The 16,194-nt window shown below is 60.9% G+C and carries 13 protein-coding genes; 1 reads left to right on the top strand and 12 read right to left on the bottom strand.

Annotated elements, in window-relative coordinates; genetic code table 11:
* From IPM54_41605 to IPM54_41570, 8 genes are all read right to left on the bottom strand, one after another.
* Positions 1–1,026 carry a hypothetical protein gene (locus tag IPM54_41605; protein ID MBK9266270.1) on the bottom strand — a complete coding sequence of 342 codons (1,026 nt, stop codon included), beginning with the start codon at positions 1,024–1,026 and terminating at the stop codon, positions 1–3.
* A 35-nt stretch (positions 1,027–1,061) separates the two neighbouring features.
* Complete coding sequence (locus IPM54_41600) at positions 1,062–2,849, bottom strand: hypothetical protein (protein MBK9266269.1); 1,788 nt, start codon at positions 2,847–2,849, stop codon at positions 1,062–1,064.
* A 19-nt stretch (positions 2,850–2,868) separates the two neighbouring features.
* Positions 2,869–3,636, bottom strand: coding sequence for an OmpA family protein (locus tag IPM54_41595; GenBank protein ID MBK9266268.1), 768 nt, complete (start codon positions 3,634–3,636; stop codon positions 2,869–2,871).
* Between the two features lie 30 nt (positions 3,637–3,666).
* Positions 3,667–3,969: a roadblock/LC7 domain-containing protein gene (locus tag IPM54_41590; protein MBK9266267.1), complete on the bottom strand. Its 303-nt coding sequence runs from the start codon at positions 3,967–3,969 to the stop codon at positions 3,667–3,669.
* 245 nt (positions 3,970–4,214) lie between these two features.
* Positions 4,215–4,751 carry a 4-vinyl reductase gene (locus tag IPM54_41585; GenBank protein MBK9266266.1) on the bottom strand — a complete coding sequence of 179 codons (537 nt, stop codon included), beginning with the start codon at positions 4,749–4,751 and terminating at the stop codon, positions 4,215–4,217.
* Positions 4,691–4,849, bottom strand: a complete 159-nt coding sequence (locus IPM54_41580; protein ID MBK9266265.1) for a hypothetical protein — start codon at positions 4,847–4,849, stop codon at positions 4,691–4,693. Before IPM54_41580 ends, IPM54_41585 begins: the two co-directional genes overlap by 61 nt.
* A gap of 352 nt (positions 4,850–5,201) precedes the next feature.
* Positions 5,202–7,289 (bottom strand): ATP-binding protein, encoded by a 2,088-nt coding sequence (locus IPM54_41575; GenBank protein MBK9266264.1) that lies wholly within the window; start codon positions 7,287–7,289, stop codon positions 5,202–5,204.
* Positions 7,289–8,980, bottom strand: coding sequence for an ATP-binding protein (locus IPM54_41570; protein ID MBK9266263.1), 1,692 nt, complete (start codon positions 8,978–8,980; stop codon positions 7,289–7,291). The genes IPM54_41575 and IPM54_41570 overlap by 1 nt, the downstream gene beginning before the upstream one ends.
* Positions 8,981–9,166: 186 nt before the next feature.
* Here IPM54_41570 and IPM54_41565 point away from each other — a divergent pair, with 186 nt between their 5' ends.
* Positions 9,167–10,558 carry a VWA domain-containing protein gene (locus tag IPM54_41565; GenBank protein ID MBK9266262.1) on the top strand — a complete coding sequence of 464 codons (1,392 nt, stop codon included), beginning with the start codon at positions 9,167–9,169 and terminating at the stop codon, positions 10,556–10,558.
* A 154-nt stretch (positions 10,559–10,712) separates the two neighbouring features.
* Here IPM54_41565 and IPM54_41560 read toward each other — a convergent pair whose 3' ends face one another.
* The 4 genes from IPM54_41560 to groES all read right to left on the bottom strand — a co-directional run bounded on the left by IPM54_41560 (position 10,713) and on the right by groES (position 16,032).
* The gene (locus tag IPM54_41560) at positions 10,713–12,890 is read right to left on the bottom strand and encodes a S9 family peptidase (GenBank protein ID MBK9266261.1); all 2,178 of its coding nucleotides are present in this window, start codon (positions 12,888–12,890) and stop codon (positions 10,713–10,715) included.
* Between the two features lie 131 nt (positions 12,891–13,021).
* On the bottom strand, positions 13,022–13,948 hold the full coding sequence (locus IPM54_41555; protein MBK9266260.1) for a YihY/virulence factor BrkB family protein: 927 nt from the start codon (positions 13,946–13,948) through the stop codon (positions 13,022–13,024).
* Positions 13,949–14,071: 123 nt separating this feature from the next.
* Entirely contained in the window at positions 14,072–15,700 is a 1,629-nt protein-coding gene (gene groL / locus IPM54_41550) for a chaperonin GroEL (GenBank protein MBK9266259.1), read from the bottom strand.
* Between the two features lie 35 nt (positions 15,701–15,735).
* The gene (groES, locus tag IPM54_41545) at positions 15,736–16,032 is read right to left on the bottom strand and encodes a co-chaperone GroES (protein ID MBK9266258.1); all 297 of its coding nucleotides are present in this window, start codon (positions 16,030–16,032) and stop codon (positions 15,736–15,738) included.
* Between the last annotated feature and the right edge of the window lie 162 nt (positions 16,033–16,194).

The raw sequence follows: 16,194 nt of genomic DNA, 5'->3' as shown, positions 1-16,194 counted from the left end.
CTACCTACCGGTCATGATGGGTAAGGTGATCGTAACGCACGTGCCGGAGACATTACCGCTCCGGCCTCCGATCGTGATCGATCCGCCGTGGTCGGTCACGATTCGATAACATATCGAAAGACCAAGACCCGTTCCCGTCGGTTTGGTCGTGAAGAACGAATCGAACACTTTGTCGACGAATTCCGGGGGAATTCCAATCCCCGAATCCTCGACCCGAAGAAGCATCTGTTCTTCCTCGATCCCCGCATAGACCCACAAGTCCCCGCCATCGGGCATCGCGTCGGCCGCGTTGATGAAGAGGTTCAACAGCACTTGCTGCAGTTGGTCCTGGTCGATCCACAAGGGACGGAGCGTTCCATAACGCGCCGTGAACCGAATCCGCTCGAGCCGCCCCTCGGCCATGCTACGCGCTCGGCTCACGATCGTCTGGATGTCGCTCTTGGTCCTGCGCGGGGGTCTGTGTCGGACAAACCCGAGGAGCTGTCCGAGCATGTTGTTGAGCCGGTCGATCTCGCGATTGACAGCTTGAAGCGAGTCACCAAGGCCGGCGGCATCGGCTTCGTGCTCGATCGACTGGATGGTTGCTTTGATGGCTGCGAGCGGATTGCCGATTTCGTGCGCCACCATTGCGCACGCCTTGCCAACTTCGCTGAGCCGTTCGATCTGCCGACGCTCCGCCTGAGACCGTTCGGTTTCGGTCACGTCGGTGAGCGTGATGAGCGTGCCGAGACGACGCGAGCTGATGATGCGCACGCTGACGATCGTCTTCTTGCCGGCTTCATCGATGAGATCGACCGTGGTCTCTCGCGTGCGTCTTCCCGATTCGGTTCGCTCCGCCGCATCGAGGAGATCGAAGAGCTTGTGCATGAGCGGAACGCCGCCGGTGCGTCCCATGAGCAGCCCATCGGCGACTCGGTTGGTCACGAGGATCTCGCCGCCATCTCCGATGATCACCAGGCCGACGCCGATCTCGTCGAGCAAGGACGTCCCCGGAGCAAAAGGCACGTTGGTGGGGCTCTTCCTCATGGTTCAGCGGATCGAGGGAGCGGTGAAGGCGAAGGTCAACCGTACGACATGAGCTTCGACACGGTCTTGGCAACCTTGTCTTCCGTGGGATCCGGCATGTCTTCACTGAAGCCGAGGACGCTGAGCGCCAACGTGTCGTCTTCGAGTCGCAGCCATCGCGTCTTCACGATGACGTTGTTCACGTCGGACAGGTGCAGCGTTTGCGGTTCGGCAAAGGGAAGCAGCAACCTTACTTTTTCCGCGACTTCTGCGACGACCGATGCCGCTGCGGCCAGCTCGTTTTGATACTTCGGTTCGCCGGCTGATGCGAGCAAGAGGCCGCGCGTATCCGACAAGACGACTGCACGACCGCCGGTCTCTTCACGAATGAGCGACGACATGGCTTCTTCGAGCAGTTCTTCGAGCCTTCGTTCACTGCCCGATGGCGCTACCTGTGCTTGCCCTGCGGCGGTTTTTCCTGCCGCACCCTTGTCTTTCGTCTTCGATGCCGCGATGGCGAATGCTTGGGCTTCCAAGTCCGTGATGCGCCGGCGCATTTGTTTGGCTTCCAGCGCGATGGCTTCGAGCTCTTCTACGCGGCGACGCAGTTCACTATTTTCATTCGCGTAATAATCCGTCTCCGAAGCGCGTTGCTCGAGCGTGCGCATGCGCAGCGCCATGTCGTTGTTCGTCTTTTTCAGCGCGTCGTAATCTTTTTGCGAGATTGCCGTGCGCTTCATGATGTCGAGCTCGCCGCTCAGCTTGGTGTTTTCCGTGCGGAGGCGGTCGAATTCCTGGGGGTTTGCCCCAGCGGCAGGCGCCTTTGCGAGCCTCGATTCGAGGTCGTTGACCTTGGTGCGCGCATTGGCCAGCTCGAGCCCCAAACGAGCGGCTTCGTTGGCCGCTTGCTGGAGCGTTGCGATTTGCGCTTGAAGCTGCTGCACCTTCGCCTTTTCGGCAGCGATCTCTTGCGTGAGCTTGCTCGAATCGCCGGACGACTTGGACGCAGCGGCGAGCTTCTGTTCGAGCTCGCGAACTTTGGTTTTTTCGGTCGTCAGGTCGGCGGCGAGTTTGCCCGTGTTCTCCGCCGTCTTCTGCAGCGCAGCGACCTGATTTTGGAGCTGCGTGACCTTGGCCTTTTCCGTCGCAAGCTCGGCACCGAGTTTGTCCGAGCCACCTTGGCGTGATCGGAGCTGCGCGTTTTCGGCGGCGAGCTGTTCGGCTCGTTGCGCCCCGGCGCGAAGCTGATCGGCCTGGGTCTTGGCATCGCGCAGTTGTGCTTGCGCGGCTTGAGCTTCGGCTTGCGCGGCGGCAAGGCGTCGCTCGAGCTCCTGCTTTTGCGCACCGCTGCCTTGAGCGGCTCCTGCTTGGGCGAGCGCGGCTGCGAGGCGTTGTTCGAGGTCCTGGGCGCGCGCGTGTTCGGCTGCGTAGGCTTGCGATGCTTGCTCGGCACCGGCCATACGCTGGCGCAAGTCCGCGTTTTCCTGGCGAAGCTGCGCTTCGGCAGGAGACGGGCCCGATGCGGCAGCTCGCGCTCGATTCAATTCAGCCTGAAGCTGACTGACCTGCTCGCGTAACTTCTGCGCTTCCGCGCGTGCGTTTTGCCCTTCTTGGGCGCGACTGCGCTCGCCTTCGAGCGACTGAGTGAGCTCGGCCTGTCGCTGCTCGAGCGCTGTGACTTGAGCTTCCGCGCGTTGACGTGCCTCCTTTTCGGCCTCAACGAGGCCAGCATTGGCACCATCGCCCCCTTTTCCGGGGAACGCCTTGCTCACGAGAAGGCCGGCTCCAAAAAACAAGCCAGCGCCCGCCGCGGAAGACAACCAAATCGACTGGATCAGGTCCATTCCTTCCTCAAGTCCTCGGTTACCGCCACTCGATCTCGACACGCCGATTTCGAGCCCAAGCTTCTGGCGTGTTGCTGGGATCCACAGGCTTACGGCCACCCATGGCTTCGGTCGTGATTCTAGAGCCAGGTATACCAGCGCCGTGGAGGAAGTTTTCCACGGATGCCGCGCGTTTTCTGCTGAGCTCCAGATTGTGTTCGCGCGATCCCATTTGATCCGAATGTCCCCGGATGTGGACTTTCAGCGAGGGATTGGCTTTCATGTGCTGCACGACGCCTTCGAGCGAGGTTTTGGCTGCAGCGTTGAGCCGCACCGAATCCAGGTCGAAAATGATGTCGCCGACAGGCCCGGGGGTTTCTCCCGCTGCAACCGGCTCCGGAGACGGAGGAGGTGGCGGCGGAGGCGGCGGTGGTGGCGGTGTCGTTTCCGCTGGTGGCGGAGCGACTGTCGGTTCGGGCTGCGCAGGGGCCGGTGGTTCCGCCGCGGCTGATGCCGGCGGCGTAGGTTCTGCTGACGGCTGGGGTTCTGCGGTGGCGGAAGCTTGTGGCTCCGGCGTTGCCGACGCGGTCGCAGGAGGCACGGGCGTTGGCTCCGGAGCCGGCGGCGCCGTTGCCTTCGGCGTTGCCGCCTGCGGAGGTGCTGTCGGCTTGGCCGAGCTTGCGGACGCGGTAGCCATGGCAAGCTTTGCCTGCTGGTCGGCGTATTCGGGCGCGAGCTTGAAGTTGATCAGCCCGAGATCCGCAATCCCCAGAAGCAAAAGCCCGCCAAAGGCCAGTCGAGCATTCACGTCGAGAAACCCATGGTCAGCAACATGTCATCACACGATCTTCGCCAACTCACCAACACGCCGGCGAATGTCGAGGAACACGAGACCAAGCTTGGCGTCCGGCGTTGTGAGGACGATGAGGAGCGCCTCTTGTCCGACGGCGTTCAGGATGACGTACCCCTGCTTGCCGCGCACGTACGTCTGCTCCATCTGGCCCCCCATGAGCTCGTGGGCGATACGCTCGCCGACACCGAGCAATGCGGCGGCCATACCAGAGACCAGCTCTTCGTCAATCTCACTCGGTAGCAGCGATGCAATGACGAAGCCGTCGGTGCTCACCATCGCCGACCCCATGATGTCGGGCGATACCGAACGTAGACTGCGAAGAATCTCCTGGATTTTTTCGACTCGACTTCCAGCTCCCACGTCTCCTCCTGTGCAGGTAGCCAAGCACCTTTGGCTTGAGCTCACCCTTCAGCCCGGGCGCCGCGTCCGGGACATGTTCCGCCCCTCCACCAATCATCGAGCGCCGATTTTCCGAGTGGTCGGCGACAATGATCGGTGCGTGGCGAGACGGCCACCGCCTGTGGTGGCGATCGCTAGCCCAATTCGACCGTTACCTGACACGTACCTTCGCCGTTGGCGCCGCACTTTGTCTCGTACGCCTTCGGCTTTCTCTTGATCAGAACCTCGGTGACACCGGCGACAAACCCGACCTCGAAGTGGCAGATCCGCTTCGAAATACTCGCCATGCCCGCGCAAGTGATGCATTCGTCGAGATCGACGACGAGCAACTTGTCATCGAGTTGGCGCGGGATGAGAATGCCGATGCGCGAATCCCGCACGAAATCGACCACCTCTTTGAGGTAGTCTTGCGTATTCGGCTTGTACAACATCTGACCAGCTTCTTTGCCAAGCTCCCTGCCGCCGTTCTGAAAAACGACCGCCGCCCCGCGTCCAAGCACTTCCTCGACGTAACCCGCCGAAAAGTGCCGGAACACGCGGAAGACCAACAGCGGAATGTCGTTTCCCAGAATCGGCCTGTGGGTCTGAGCGACTTCTTGGATGAGACCCATTAGAGCACCTCTTTGTCCTTGGATTGACCTGGACCAACCTCGACGCCTGCTTTGCCCCATACGCTCCAATGGCTACCCAAGTCGCGCAGACAATTCGGCTGCCTAACGAGCAACCTGGATGCCTTGACGTGAGCAGGATCGAGCGGCGTGTCGAACATTGCGAATTCGGAAAAACCCGAGCGTTGACGTTGATCCTCGGGGTGAATGCCTCGAGGTCGCGAGCGCCGTTCCGGGTGTTTGTGCCGTTCCGACCCCGCTGATACCGCGAACCAAGGCAAGATAGAACGATCTGGCCCCGATGGCTAGCCAAGAAAATCCCTCACAGGGAAATCCCAGCGCGCCTGGACAATACGCGGCATCGTTCAAAAGGACAAGAAAACCGCTAGACAAACACGTCGTGGCAAAGCTGCTTGCAGCTTGCATCGCGCACGACGCAATCGGCGCGCCCGCGACGAGCTACGCGACACGACGCGGGCGCGCCGTATTCGACGCATGCGCAGCCACTCGACTTCACGCCGCAGCGACGCGAAATACGGCAGCAAGCGCTTCCGGCGACGGCAGCTCGATGCACGTCAATCCGCGCCGCGCCGCGCGAAGCCACGCGATCGGATCACCCACGGCGCCCGTCGCCACCGCTTCGAGCAGTCGACGACGCAACTGATCCTTGCGCCGGTAAAAACTCGCGCCGTGCTCGGCATTCGCATGAGGCACGAAACTCGCCAGCGATACGTGCGTCTTTTCGTGCAGCACCAAGTCCACGAGCGCTCCAAATGCCGCCGTGTCGTCCTGATGGAGCACCGAAATCAAGAGCGCACGTACCCGCCCCGACGCCAAATTGACGCTGATCCCACTTCCATCCGTGTGTGCCATCTCGTCCGGACCATACAAGTCCTGGTGCACCGAAATCGGCGATGGTGCCATCTCCGCTGCCAGTGAAACTGCCGCGTCGATCCCTTCGAGAATCGTCATCGCCGACGCCACCGCCTCCACTCCACGGAGCCCACGCGCACTCGTGAGAAGCGTTTCGCGATCCACCCGCGCCATTGCAAATGCCCCCACCGTGCGCGACCGCCGATCATGCGAGCCCCCATGACCATTCATCGGTTCGAGCGCCGACAGGCGACGCCAAAGCGCATCCGCGAGCGGATCGTGTAGCGATATGTAGGCCCGTCCCGCAACGAGCGGCTCACCCGCGAGCCGCAACCGGCCCGCTCGATACAGCTCGAATGCGTGACGCAACGTGAGCACGCCAAAACTGGTCTCGTGCGTGTCGCTCAGGATCGTCACTCGCAAAGATGGCGTGTCGAGCAGCGCATCGGCAAACCGCACGACTTCCTCGGGCGCCGCCACCGTCGGCTTGGGCTTCTGCAAACGCCGTTCCGATTCCGGCGGCGAGGCTAGCGACGACGGGCGCCGGGACGACGCAACATCCTCCGTAGAGGCAGGCGTTTCCTTGGGGATCGTTTGTCCGGACAAGGCAATCGTGAGCAATCGATCGAGCACCGAAGAGAGGCGGTGATCCACCGCGCGCAACAGTTCACGATCGTACAATGCATCGTGCAGGACAAACCTCTCGAACGCCGTCACCACCGCCGCATCCACAGCACTCGCGGCGTACGCCGTCACGCCCGAACGACCCTTGTTGAGCGGCACGTCGAGCGGCAAGTCCACCACGAAGCCAAACCCCGCCGATAGAATGGCCCTCGCAAGATCGCGATGCAGACCAAGCTCCGGAGACGTGAACGGATCCTGTCGCGTCGCTACGAGAAGCCCGCGCTGCGTGATCGTCAGTTGCGGCGGCGTGCCCGCACCTTCGCGACCGATCCACAACTCGAGCTCGCCCAGACCCCCAAGGCGTTCGTCCGTCATCGCCACTTTCGCCACGCGCCTCATGCGCGCACGCGCAACGTTGATCATTACGCCATCGACGTAGATGCGTGCGATCGACGGATCCACGAATGCCGCTGCAGCGCCGATCTCCGCAGCCAAGAGCGATCGGCTGATCCGCTCGCTCAAGAGGAGCCGCACGCTCGTCCCCGTGCGGCTCTCGTCGCGCGGCAGTGGTCCGATCGTCCATGCGAAGTCGGCGTAGGGCGGGCCCGATCCAATTGGTTCGACCCGCAACCAATGTGCGTCCGTCGCCGTGCGCGTCTTCACCTCGAGACGCGGCGCAATTTCGAGCGCACTGAAAAATCCAACGCCGTGCTCCCCGATCGCAACCTCGATGTCCTCCTTGGCACTGCGAAACGGCACGAGCAGGTCCGTGAGCATCCCGTCGGCCGTCATCCCACTGCCGTGATCCGTCACCGTGATCTCAGCGCCGTCGAGCGACGAACGAATGTCGATCGCTCGACCCTTCGCCGAAGCATCGAGCGCGTTCTGCACGAGCTCGCGCAAGGGCGCGATGCGCGTGGAGGCTTGCGAGTAGATCGTTCTGGCGAGGATGCGTTCGGCCAAATCCGGAACGGTCGCTTCCTCGCGACACGCTTCCACGATGACTTCGCGTTCAGCGAGGCTTGCCGACAAATAAGCAGCCGTGCGTCCGTGCACGCGCACGAGCAGCAAGTCCGACAAACGTCCCGAATGAATGGCCGTCATCAGATGACTCCGCGCGTGAGGAGAGGTTCGTTGACGATGATTTCTCGCTCGAGATCAGGCTCTCGCGTTCCGCAAGCTCGCTCGAAGGCGACCCGCAACGCATACGTCTCGGTCCACCCGGACAAACCCGTGACCGCGGGCGAGTCTTCGCGCACGACGATGGTCTGTCGCACGCCGATGCACGGAAGCGGCCCCGGCGGCAAACGACGACCGCGCGCAAGCGTCACGAGCACTTGCTCCGACCGTTCGACGCGAGCGGCAAGGGCACACAAACCAACGAGATCGGGCCTGCGCCACACGACGCTCGCCAAACTCTCCACTGGCGTCATCTCGAGCTCCTTCTCGAGCAGCTCGCGCTCGCCGGGGACAAACCCTTGCCATTCGCGCTCCGCCCAAAAACTTTCGGGCACGAAGAGTCGCTCTTCGATCGTCGACCCCAAAAACCCAACGAGCAGCTCGCGCCTCTCGACGGAAACCAAATAACGATTGGGACCGAGCAGTCGCCGCGCAAGTTCGGGCGCGACTTCGGTCCACGCCGTCGAGCGCAACATCAGCGCGCTGATCTGCGCGGCAAGCTCGGCCAGACGATCCGCGGTTTTTCGCGGTGTTTCCGACGCTGATCCGAGCTCGGCCAGGCGCCGGTAAAACCTCGCAGCCGTCGCGTGAAATGTGCGGCAAGGCTTCAAGGCATCGCGCCCTTCGGTCAGCTCCACCGCCGCTGGAAAGTCGATCAGCGACAGCTCTGGAATCGCAAGGCATCCCTCGACCTTCACACCCGCGTGATACGTCGCAGCTCCGATCCCCATCGCGAGCCCTCGACCGCCGACGTGATACCGCGCGACGTGCGGTCCACCGTCGCCGCCGATCGAGTCGGCGAATTGCTTGCCGCCCACGAGAAATCGACCGTCGTTGATGGGCATTCCGTCGACCTCGATGAGCGACCGGTCAGCCGGAAAAAAGTGCAGCGTGTCGCGCAAATACGCGCGCAGCGATTCCGGCTCGAGAAGCGCTGAGCGCAGCCGAGCACAGGTGCCCTGCATCGGAGCGACCCGCCGAATCGAACACACGAGCGACGAAACTTCCGGACCATCGGCTCGCACGCAGAGCGCAAACCCGCTCTTGCCATCGCCCGTCTCAATCTCGATCGACAAACTTCTCGGGTCGGGAAGCCCGAGCCCGATGACGGAAAAAAATCCGACGCCAAAACGTCCGAGGTCGATACCTGCGCGTTTGTCCGTCGCGAACGGGATGAGCAGCCGCGACAGGATCGCGCAAAGATCCATGCCGACGCCCGTATCGGAGACCGTCACGAGGCCACTGCCGATGCGCACATCCACTCGCGCCGGCCGCTCGGTAGATGCATCCACCGCGTTCAACACCAGCTCGACGACGGGCCGGAGCGGATGAGCGAACTGCCGGCTCGTCTCTTCCTCGAGCACCTTGAGGAGGTAGGCGCGATCCATGGGAGGACGAGCGACGGGGCCCGCGCCTGAAACGAGCGCGTCGAGTGACGGTCGGTACAGGCCGATGGCCACGAGCTCGTGAAGGGAGCCCAAAAAACACAGCTCCCCCTCCGTGACGCATCCGCGGGCGAAGCCCGACGCACGCTCGGGCGCCCAAGTCGCCGTTTCATCTCCCGTCGTTGCTCTCGTGACAAACGCCGGTACCGGTGAGCTGCGCGGTGTCCCCATCCCGAGCTAATCGTGTGCCAAATTACTCAATATGCAAGTGCTGGGGTGATAGAGAGCAGTATGTGCGACGTATGTTCTGGGCATGCGTGTTTGGTTTCTTGCGGGATTTCGAACGAGTTTGATGGTCCACCTTTGAGGAGTGGTTTGATATGCTGGAGCGCGTTTTTCTTTTCCGAGGAGGACGGTATGGCGCGCTTTCTGCAATGGCTTGGTGTTGGCTTGGGATTGAGCTTGTCGGGTGTGGTTGGAATGGGGATGGGATGTAGTGCGGGAGGTAATCGGACGACCGGGGGAGGTGGAGCGGGCGGTGGGGATTGGACGAATGGAGGAAACGGCAATAACGCGTCCAGTTCGGGAAGTATGGCGTCGTCTTCTGGGGGGGGATCGGGCGGATTCAACATGGGTGACGCGGGATTACCCGCGTGCGCGACGTTTTCGGCAAAAGCCGCTCAAGCGCCGGCGGCCATGATCATCGTCCTCGACGGCAGTGCGAGCATGAACAATGTGGGCAAATGGAGCGCGGCGCAGCTCGCGATCATCAATGCAATCGACAAGGACGTATTCGATACGATGTCGCTGGGCTTGATGGTTTTTCCGAGCAACTTCATGAATCCGCCGGCGTGTATTTGCTCATTCATCGGGTTCGACCAGGCGACCTGCAATCAATTGTTGGCACCGGGCGTTTCGTGCGGCGTATCGGTATTGCCGCAAGTGCCGATGGCGGAAGCGGGATTGAACAAATCGAATGCAGCGATGGGCGTACGCCGGCAAATCTACGATTGGCTCGTGAGCCACAATCCGCTCAGCAATGCCGACGACGGTTCGCCCATCTATCAAGCTCTGAAAAACAGCTATGACGTGCTCAAGCTGCAAAACATTGACCGCCGCATTGCCGTGCTCATCACGGATGGTGGTTTCAGTTGCACGTCCGTGTCGAGTCCCCCGCGAGCGGGTTATGCCGATGGTTATGGGTGTCTCGATTGGGAATACCCGGCGAGCGTCAATACGCTCATTTCTGACGCACGGAACGATGCGAGCAAACCCATCAATACGTTCATCGTCGGCGTACCGGGATCGAATAGCACTGGGCAAAAGGATGGCACGTTCGACACGGCGCCGTACAACATGCTGCTGGCGCTCTCCACGTATGCGGTGAGCGGTTCGCCCGATACGGTGGATCCATCGTGTTCGAAGGATGCGATGTTTACGCAAGGTGGAGCAGCCCCGGCCAAACCGTGCCATTTGGATCTATCGACGGGGCCTTTCGATGCCAACGTGCTTGCTGACGGCATTAGCAAGATTCGTGGCGCAGCGCTTGGATGCGTTTACGACTTGCCCCCGCCGCCCATGGGACAAACCATCGACAAGGCGACGGTAAACGTCAACGTGACGATTGATGGTATGACGACGACGCTGCCGAAGCGAAAGGATCCGCTCGATTTGTGTACGGTGGACGGGTGCTGGGATTACACGCCCGACGACAAGGTGCGCATTTACGGAAAAACCTGCGAGGATCTGAGCAACGCCAAGGCTGGTCAGGTCGACATTTACGTCGGCTGCGAGACGATCCTCAAATAGGAGCGTTTTCGATTATCGTGTAAGCTCGGCCGAAGCCCGAATTTTTTCCGGCACTCACGTTCCCCAAACTCGCACGCTTCGCGGGCTCAAACAGTGGGGCCCCTCGCGAGCGCCGGAAAAAATTCGGGCTTCGACCTCTATCCAGCATTAGCTCCTACTTCAACCCGAGCTGGTTCGCGAAGAACGTATACGCGAGCGCATCCATGTAGGCGCGTTGCTCGTTGTTCGCAGCTCCTCCGTGACCGCCTTCGATGTTTTCGTAATACAAAAGGTCGTGCCCTTGCTCGAGCATACGCGCGACCATTTTGCGAGCGTGACCCGGATGAACGCGATCATCACGTGTCGACGTCGTGAAGAGCGTGCGCGGATATTTGGGCCCGGCCTTTACGTTTTGGTACGGAGAAAACTTTGCCAGCGTCGCTCGCTCTTCGGGTTTGTCGGGGTCACCGTACTCCTCCATCCACGACGCGCCTGCAAGCAGCTTGTGGTATCGCATCATGTCGAGCAGCGGGACCTGACACACGATCGCACCGAATAGATCGGGCCTTTGCGTGAGCATCACGCCCATGAGCAGCCCACCATTGGATCCACCGACGATTCCGAGCTTCGGCGTCGAAGTGACCTTGCGCTTGATGAGATCCTCGGCAATCGCAATGAAATCATCGTACGCTCGCTGCCGATTCTCTTTGAGCGCCGCTTGATGCCACGCCGGACCGTATTCGCTACCTCCGCGGATGTTCGCTTCGATGAATACGCCACCCCGCTCGATCCACGCTGCACCAATCTTTGCCGCGTAGAACGGCTTCATGGAAATCTCGAAGCCGCCATACCCGTGCAGCACCGTGGGAGCCGATCCATCGAGCGGCAGGTTTTTCTTGGACACCTGAAAGTAGGGAACTTTCGTGCCGTCTTTGGACGTGACGAAATGCTGCGTCACCTCGAGCCCCGATGCATCGAAGAATGCAGGATTCTTCTTCACGAGCGATGCCGCATTCTTTTTGCCGAGCGATCCCAACGACAGCGCCTGCGGATTCAGAAACCCATCCTCCATGATCCAATAGTCATCCGACGTGTGCCTGCCGTATGCCCATGCATGGACCGAGCCCATCGCTGACGTCGTTTCCAGCTTCGTTCGAGCAAACCCGTCTTTCGTCCGCGTGTGGACGTAAACCGAGCTTTTGACGTCTTCGAGCTCCACGGTCACAATGTGCGACTTCGTCGTGGAATACGTATCGAGCGACGTATTCGGCTTTGGCTCGAACAGGATGTGGAATTCGCGTTTTCCCGCGCGAAAATCCTTTAGCGACGTGGCAAGCAGCGCTCCCGACGGCCACGTTTTGCTGCCAATGGTCCAAGCTTTGCGAAGCTGCAGCAAGATCTGCCCATCCCAAATGCTCACGTCGGCATCTTCGGGTTTGTCGATTTTTTCGAGCTTGTCTCCTTCACGCAAAAACACTTCTTCGGTGAAGAACGACGGGTGGCGGGAGACCAAGTCGTACGTGCTTCCACGATCGTGAATGCGGTACGCACGCGTGACCATATCGGTTTTTTGCGCCTCGAAAAGCGTCTTTGCTTCCGACAATTTCGTGCCGCGCTTCCATTCTTTGACGATGCGCGGATAACCAGAATCGGTCATCGAACCGGGCCCGAAGTCGGTCCCCACGTACACGGTATCGATGTCCTTCCAATGAATTGCACTTTTCGCCTCGGGCAAGATGAAGCCATCCTTGACGAATTCTTTCTTCACCGTGTCGAATTCGCGAACGACGGAAGCATCGGCTCCGCCGCGCGAGAGGCTCACCAAACAACGCTCGTACTTGGGATACAGGCAGTTTGCACCATGCCAAACCCATTTTTCATTTTCGGCTTTCCCGAGGGCGTCGACGTCGATGACCACTTCCCACTTGGGTTCCGGCTTCTTGAATTCGGCAAGAGACGTCCGCCGATAAAGGCCTTGCGGATGCGTTTCGTCTTGCCAGAAGTTGTAGACGTACTTCCCAAGCGCGCTCGGCATGGGGATTTTGTCTTTCGAGTCGTATATGCGACGCAAACGATCGCGAAGTCCTGCGAATCCCGGCGCACCTTCGAGCTCCGTCTTCGTTTTCGCATTACGCTCGGTCACCCATGCCAGCGGCTTTTCGCCGGCGACTTCTTCGAGCCACAGGTACGGGTCTTCCACTTTGGGTTCGTCCTTCTTTTTTTCCGCGTCGGCCTGAGCAACCGTGGGCGTTGGTTTCGGCGTCGCATCGGGCGGCGACGGCGGCGTGGATTGCGTTGGAGCTGCGCAGGCAGCGAGCAGGAAGGGGATGAAATACGTCGCGAGGCTTCGCATGGGCGAGCGCTATAGCGCATCCAGAAGCGGAAGTCATGCGCGTCGAGCACGAAGGAAGGTCGGGTCGTGCCCATTGGCGCAAGACTGTAATGGTTTGGCTGCAATGAATCAGCGCGGCGGAGGTGAAAACTTCATTCCCCCGCGACCGACCGCTTCGCCTTCAAAATCTGATCTGGAGAAAACCCCGCATTGCGAAGGACCGCGACTTCCGCGTCCTCCTTCACCTCGGGCTCTTCGGCCGGATCTCGCACGCCTTCGAGCTGCGCATTGATTTCGCCACCCACGAGCACCGACAATGAAATCAAATACAACCAAAAAAGCAGCACCGCCACGCTGGCAAGGTTTCCATAAAGCGTCGCATATTGCGCCAATGTGCCGACATAATACGAAAATATCGTCGATACGATGGCCCACAGCGCCACCGTGACGATTGCGCCCGGCCACACGCGACGCTTGACCGTAGCAGGGCGCCAAATCGTCCATCGAAAAAATGCCGCAACCATGCCCGTTACAATCACGAGCGGCGCGGCGGCTGCTACCAATCGGCCGCCAAAAGAACCAGCAACCCGCGCCAATACAATGGCCACCGTCGTCACGAGCGCCACGGCGGGAATCGAGCCGAGCACGAGCGCCATACCAATGATCCTCCGCTTCCACCACGGCCGCGGAGGACTCACGAACATCGTCTCGAATACGCCCATCGCCGTCGATGCGCCTGCCGAAGAAACCCACAAAAACGCACCAAGAAAGAGCGGCGCGAGCACAATCGCATTCGTGGTCGACATCCGAAAGAATTCAGCCCCGAGACCCGCGCTCACGGCCGGCGGAGCCACGCGGAGAACCGCTGCGAGGATGTGGGCCACGTCGTCACGCAACCGATGCAGCGCCCAGCCCGCCACGGCCAAAAGAGGAATGATGCTCAGAAACGCGTCGAACGCCATCGCGCTCGCCGCACGCGATGCGTTGTGCAAGTCGAGGTAATGGATGAGCCGCAAGAGGGCGCGGAGGGCCGAACCTCCAATCCCTCCCCCTTCGATCGGGGCGCGCGGTGACGACATGCGCGCTACTGTAGCGCGCTCTTGCCAGATGGCGCGATGCATCGTGAACACAAATGGAACGATAAAGGCCGACCCTTTCGAGTCGGCCTTTATCAGCGTTTCTTTTTGCTACGAGTGTAACGATCAGAAGTCGTGGTTGTGGCCCGCATGCGCGCCACCACCAGCCGCCTTCTCCTCCTTCGGTCGCTCGGCAATGAGCGCCTCGGTCGTGAGCATCAGGCTGGCCACGCTCGCCGCATTCTGCAGCGCCGAACGAACGACCTTGACCGGATCGATGACGCCCATCGTGATGAGGTCGCCGTATTCGCCCGAGGCCGCGTTGTAGCCGAACGAGCCCTTACCCTCGCGCACCTTCTGCACGACGATCGAGCCTTCTTCGCCCGCGTTTGCAGAGATCTGGCGGAGCGGCTCTTCCATCGCGCGACGGATGATGTTGATGCCGAAGCGTTGCTCGTCGTTGACTTCGAGCTTGAGGAGCGACTCTTGCGCGCGGATGAGCGCCACGCCGCCACCAGCGACGATGCCCTCTTCCACGGCCGCGCGCGTTGCATGCAGAGCGTCTTCGACGCGCGCCTTCTTCTCCTTCATCTCGGTCTCGGTCGCTGCGCCGACCTTGATCACGGCCACGCCGCCGACGAGTTTGGCAAGACGCTCCTGGAGCTTCTCGCGATCGTAGTCGCTCGTCGTGTGCTCGATCTGCGCGCGGATCTCTTGCTGACGCGCCTTGATCTTGTCCTTCTTGCCCTGACCACCGACGATCGTCGTGTTGTCCTTGTCGATGATGACGGTCTTGGCGCGGCCGAGATCGCTGATCGTCACGTTCTCGAGCTTCAAGCCGAGCTCTTCCGCGATCACCTGACCGTCGGTCAAAACCGCGAGGTCCTTCAGCATTTCCTTGCGGCGATCACCGAAGCCCGGCGCCTTGACGGCCGCGCAATGCAGCGTGCCGCGGAGCTTGTTCACGACGAGCGTCGCGAGCGCCTCGCCCTCGACGTCCTCGGCGATGATCAAGAGCTGCTTCTGGCTCTTCGCGATCGCTTCGAGAACCGGGAGAAGATCCTTCATGTTCGAGATCTTCTTCTCGGAGATGAGGAGGTAGCAGTCCTCCATGACGCACTTCATCGACTCCGCGTCCGTCACGAAGTACGGCGACAGATAGCCGCGGTCGAACTGCATGCCTTCGACGACATCGAGCATCGTTTCGGCGCTCTTGGCCTCTTCGACCGTGATGACGCCTTCCTTGCCGACCTTCTCCATCGCGTCCGCGAGGAGCTTGCCGATCGTCTGATCGCCGTTGGCGCTGATCGTGCCAACTTGCGCGATTTCCTTGGCATCTTGCGTGAGTTTGGCGGCGCCCTTCAGGTGCCCCACGACAGCCTCGACAGCCTTGTCGATGCCGCGCTTGATCTCCATCGGGTTGTGCCCTGCCGCGACGAGCTTCGAACCTTCGCGGTAGATCGCTTGCGCGAGCACCGTCGCCGTCGTCGTGCCGTCACCCGCGATGTCGCTCGTCTTCGACGCCACTTCGCGCACCATCTGCGCGCCCATGTTCTCGAAGCGATTCTCGAGCTCGATTTCCTTGGCCACGGTCACGCCGTCCTTGGTGACGGTGGGCGAACCGAAGCTCTTCTCGATCACGACATTGCGACCCTTGGGGCCGAGCGTGACTTTCACTGCGTCCGCGAGGGCATTGACGCCCGCGAGGATCATGCTGCGAGCGCTTTCGTTGTAAATGATTTCCTTGGCAGCCATTGCAAATTCTCCTTATGGAAGGGCGTTTGTCCTGTTCACGCCTCGATGACGCCGAGGATGTCGTCCTCGCGCAAAATCAAGTGCTCCTCACCGTCGATCTTCACCTCGGTACCCGAGTACTTTCCGAAGAGGACGCGGTCGCCCTCTTTGATGTCGAGGCGACGAACCGTGCCATCTTCGAGCACCTTGCCGTTGCCCACGGCGAGCACGGTGCCCTCGACCGGCTTCTCTTTCGCGGTATCCGGGATGTAAAGGCCTCCCTTGGTCTTCTCTTCTTCCTTCAGCCGCTTGACGATCACGCGGTCCTGGAGCGGTCGGATCTTCGATGCCATCGTGAATCCTCCAAAAGTGACAATGCGTAGGCGCTCCTACCGAAGGCGAACTCTGCCTGCGCGGTTCTTCCGCGCACCCCTACCGACGTGTGCCCGGGGAGCGTAACGTTGCCGTTCGATTGTTAGCACTCGTCTGATGTGAGTGCTAACGAGCGGCGCGGA

The sequence above is a fragment of the Polyangiaceae bacterium genome (assembly GCA_016715885.1).
GTDB lineage: Bacteria > Myxococcota_A > Polyangia > Polyangiales > Polyangiaceae > Polyangium.
The sequence above is the reverse complement of the archived record's forward strand: the minus strand, read 5'-3'. Positions and strand labels throughout refer to the sequence as shown.

What these genes read in the sequence shown, in the direction of transcription:
- groL (MBK9266259.1), bottom strand. Translation starts at nt 15,700, where the DNA reads ATGGCTGCCAAGGAAATCATTTACAACGAAAGCGCTCGCAGCATGATC.
- IPM54_41575 (MBK9266264.1), bottom strand. Translation starts at nt 7,289, where the DNA reads ATGACGGCCATTCATTCGGGACGTTTGTCGGACTTGCTGCTCGTGCGC.
- IPM54_41565 (MBK9266262.1), top strand. Translation starts at nt 9,167, where the DNA reads ATGGCGCGCTTTCTGCAATGGCTTGGTGTTGGCTTGGGATTGAGCTTG.
- IPM54_41570 (MBK9266263.1), bottom strand. Translation starts at nt 8,980, where the DNA reads ATGGGGACACCGCGCAGCTCACCGGTACCGGCGTTTGTCACGAGAGCA.
- IPM54_41590 (MBK9266267.1), bottom strand. Translation starts at nt 3,969, where the DNA reads ATGGGGTCGGCGATGGTGAGCACCGACGGCTTCGTCATTGCATCGCTG.
- IPM54_41600 (MBK9266269.1), bottom strand. Translation starts at nt 2,849, where the DNA reads ATGGACCTGATCCAGTCGATTTGGTTGTCTTCCGCGGCGGGCGCTGGC.
- IPM54_41560 (MBK9266261.1), bottom strand. Translation starts at nt 12,890, where the DNA reads ATGCGAAGCCTCGCGACGTATTTCATCCCCTTCCTGCTCGCTGCCTGC.
- IPM54_41580 (MBK9266265.1), bottom strand. Translation starts at nt 4,849, where the DNA reads ATGTTCGACACGCCGCTCGATCCTGCTCACGTCAAGGCATCCAGGTTG.
- IPM54_41605 (MBK9266270.1), bottom strand. Translation starts at nt 1,026, where the DNA reads ATGAGGAAGAGCCCCACCAACGTGCCTTTTGCTCCGGGGACGTCCTTG.
- groES (MBK9266258.1), bottom strand. Translation starts at nt 16,032, where the DNA reads ATGGCATCGAAGATCCGACCGCTCCAGGACCGCGTGATCGTCAAGCGG.
- IPM54_41585 (MBK9266266.1), bottom strand. Translation starts at nt 4,751, where the DNA reads ATGGGGCAAAGCAGGCGTCGAGGTTGGTCCAGGTCAATCCAAGGACAA.
- IPM54_41555 (MBK9266260.1), bottom strand. Translation starts at nt 13,948, where the DNA reads ATGTCGTCACCGCGCGCCCCGATCGAAGGGGGAGGGATTGGAGGTTCG.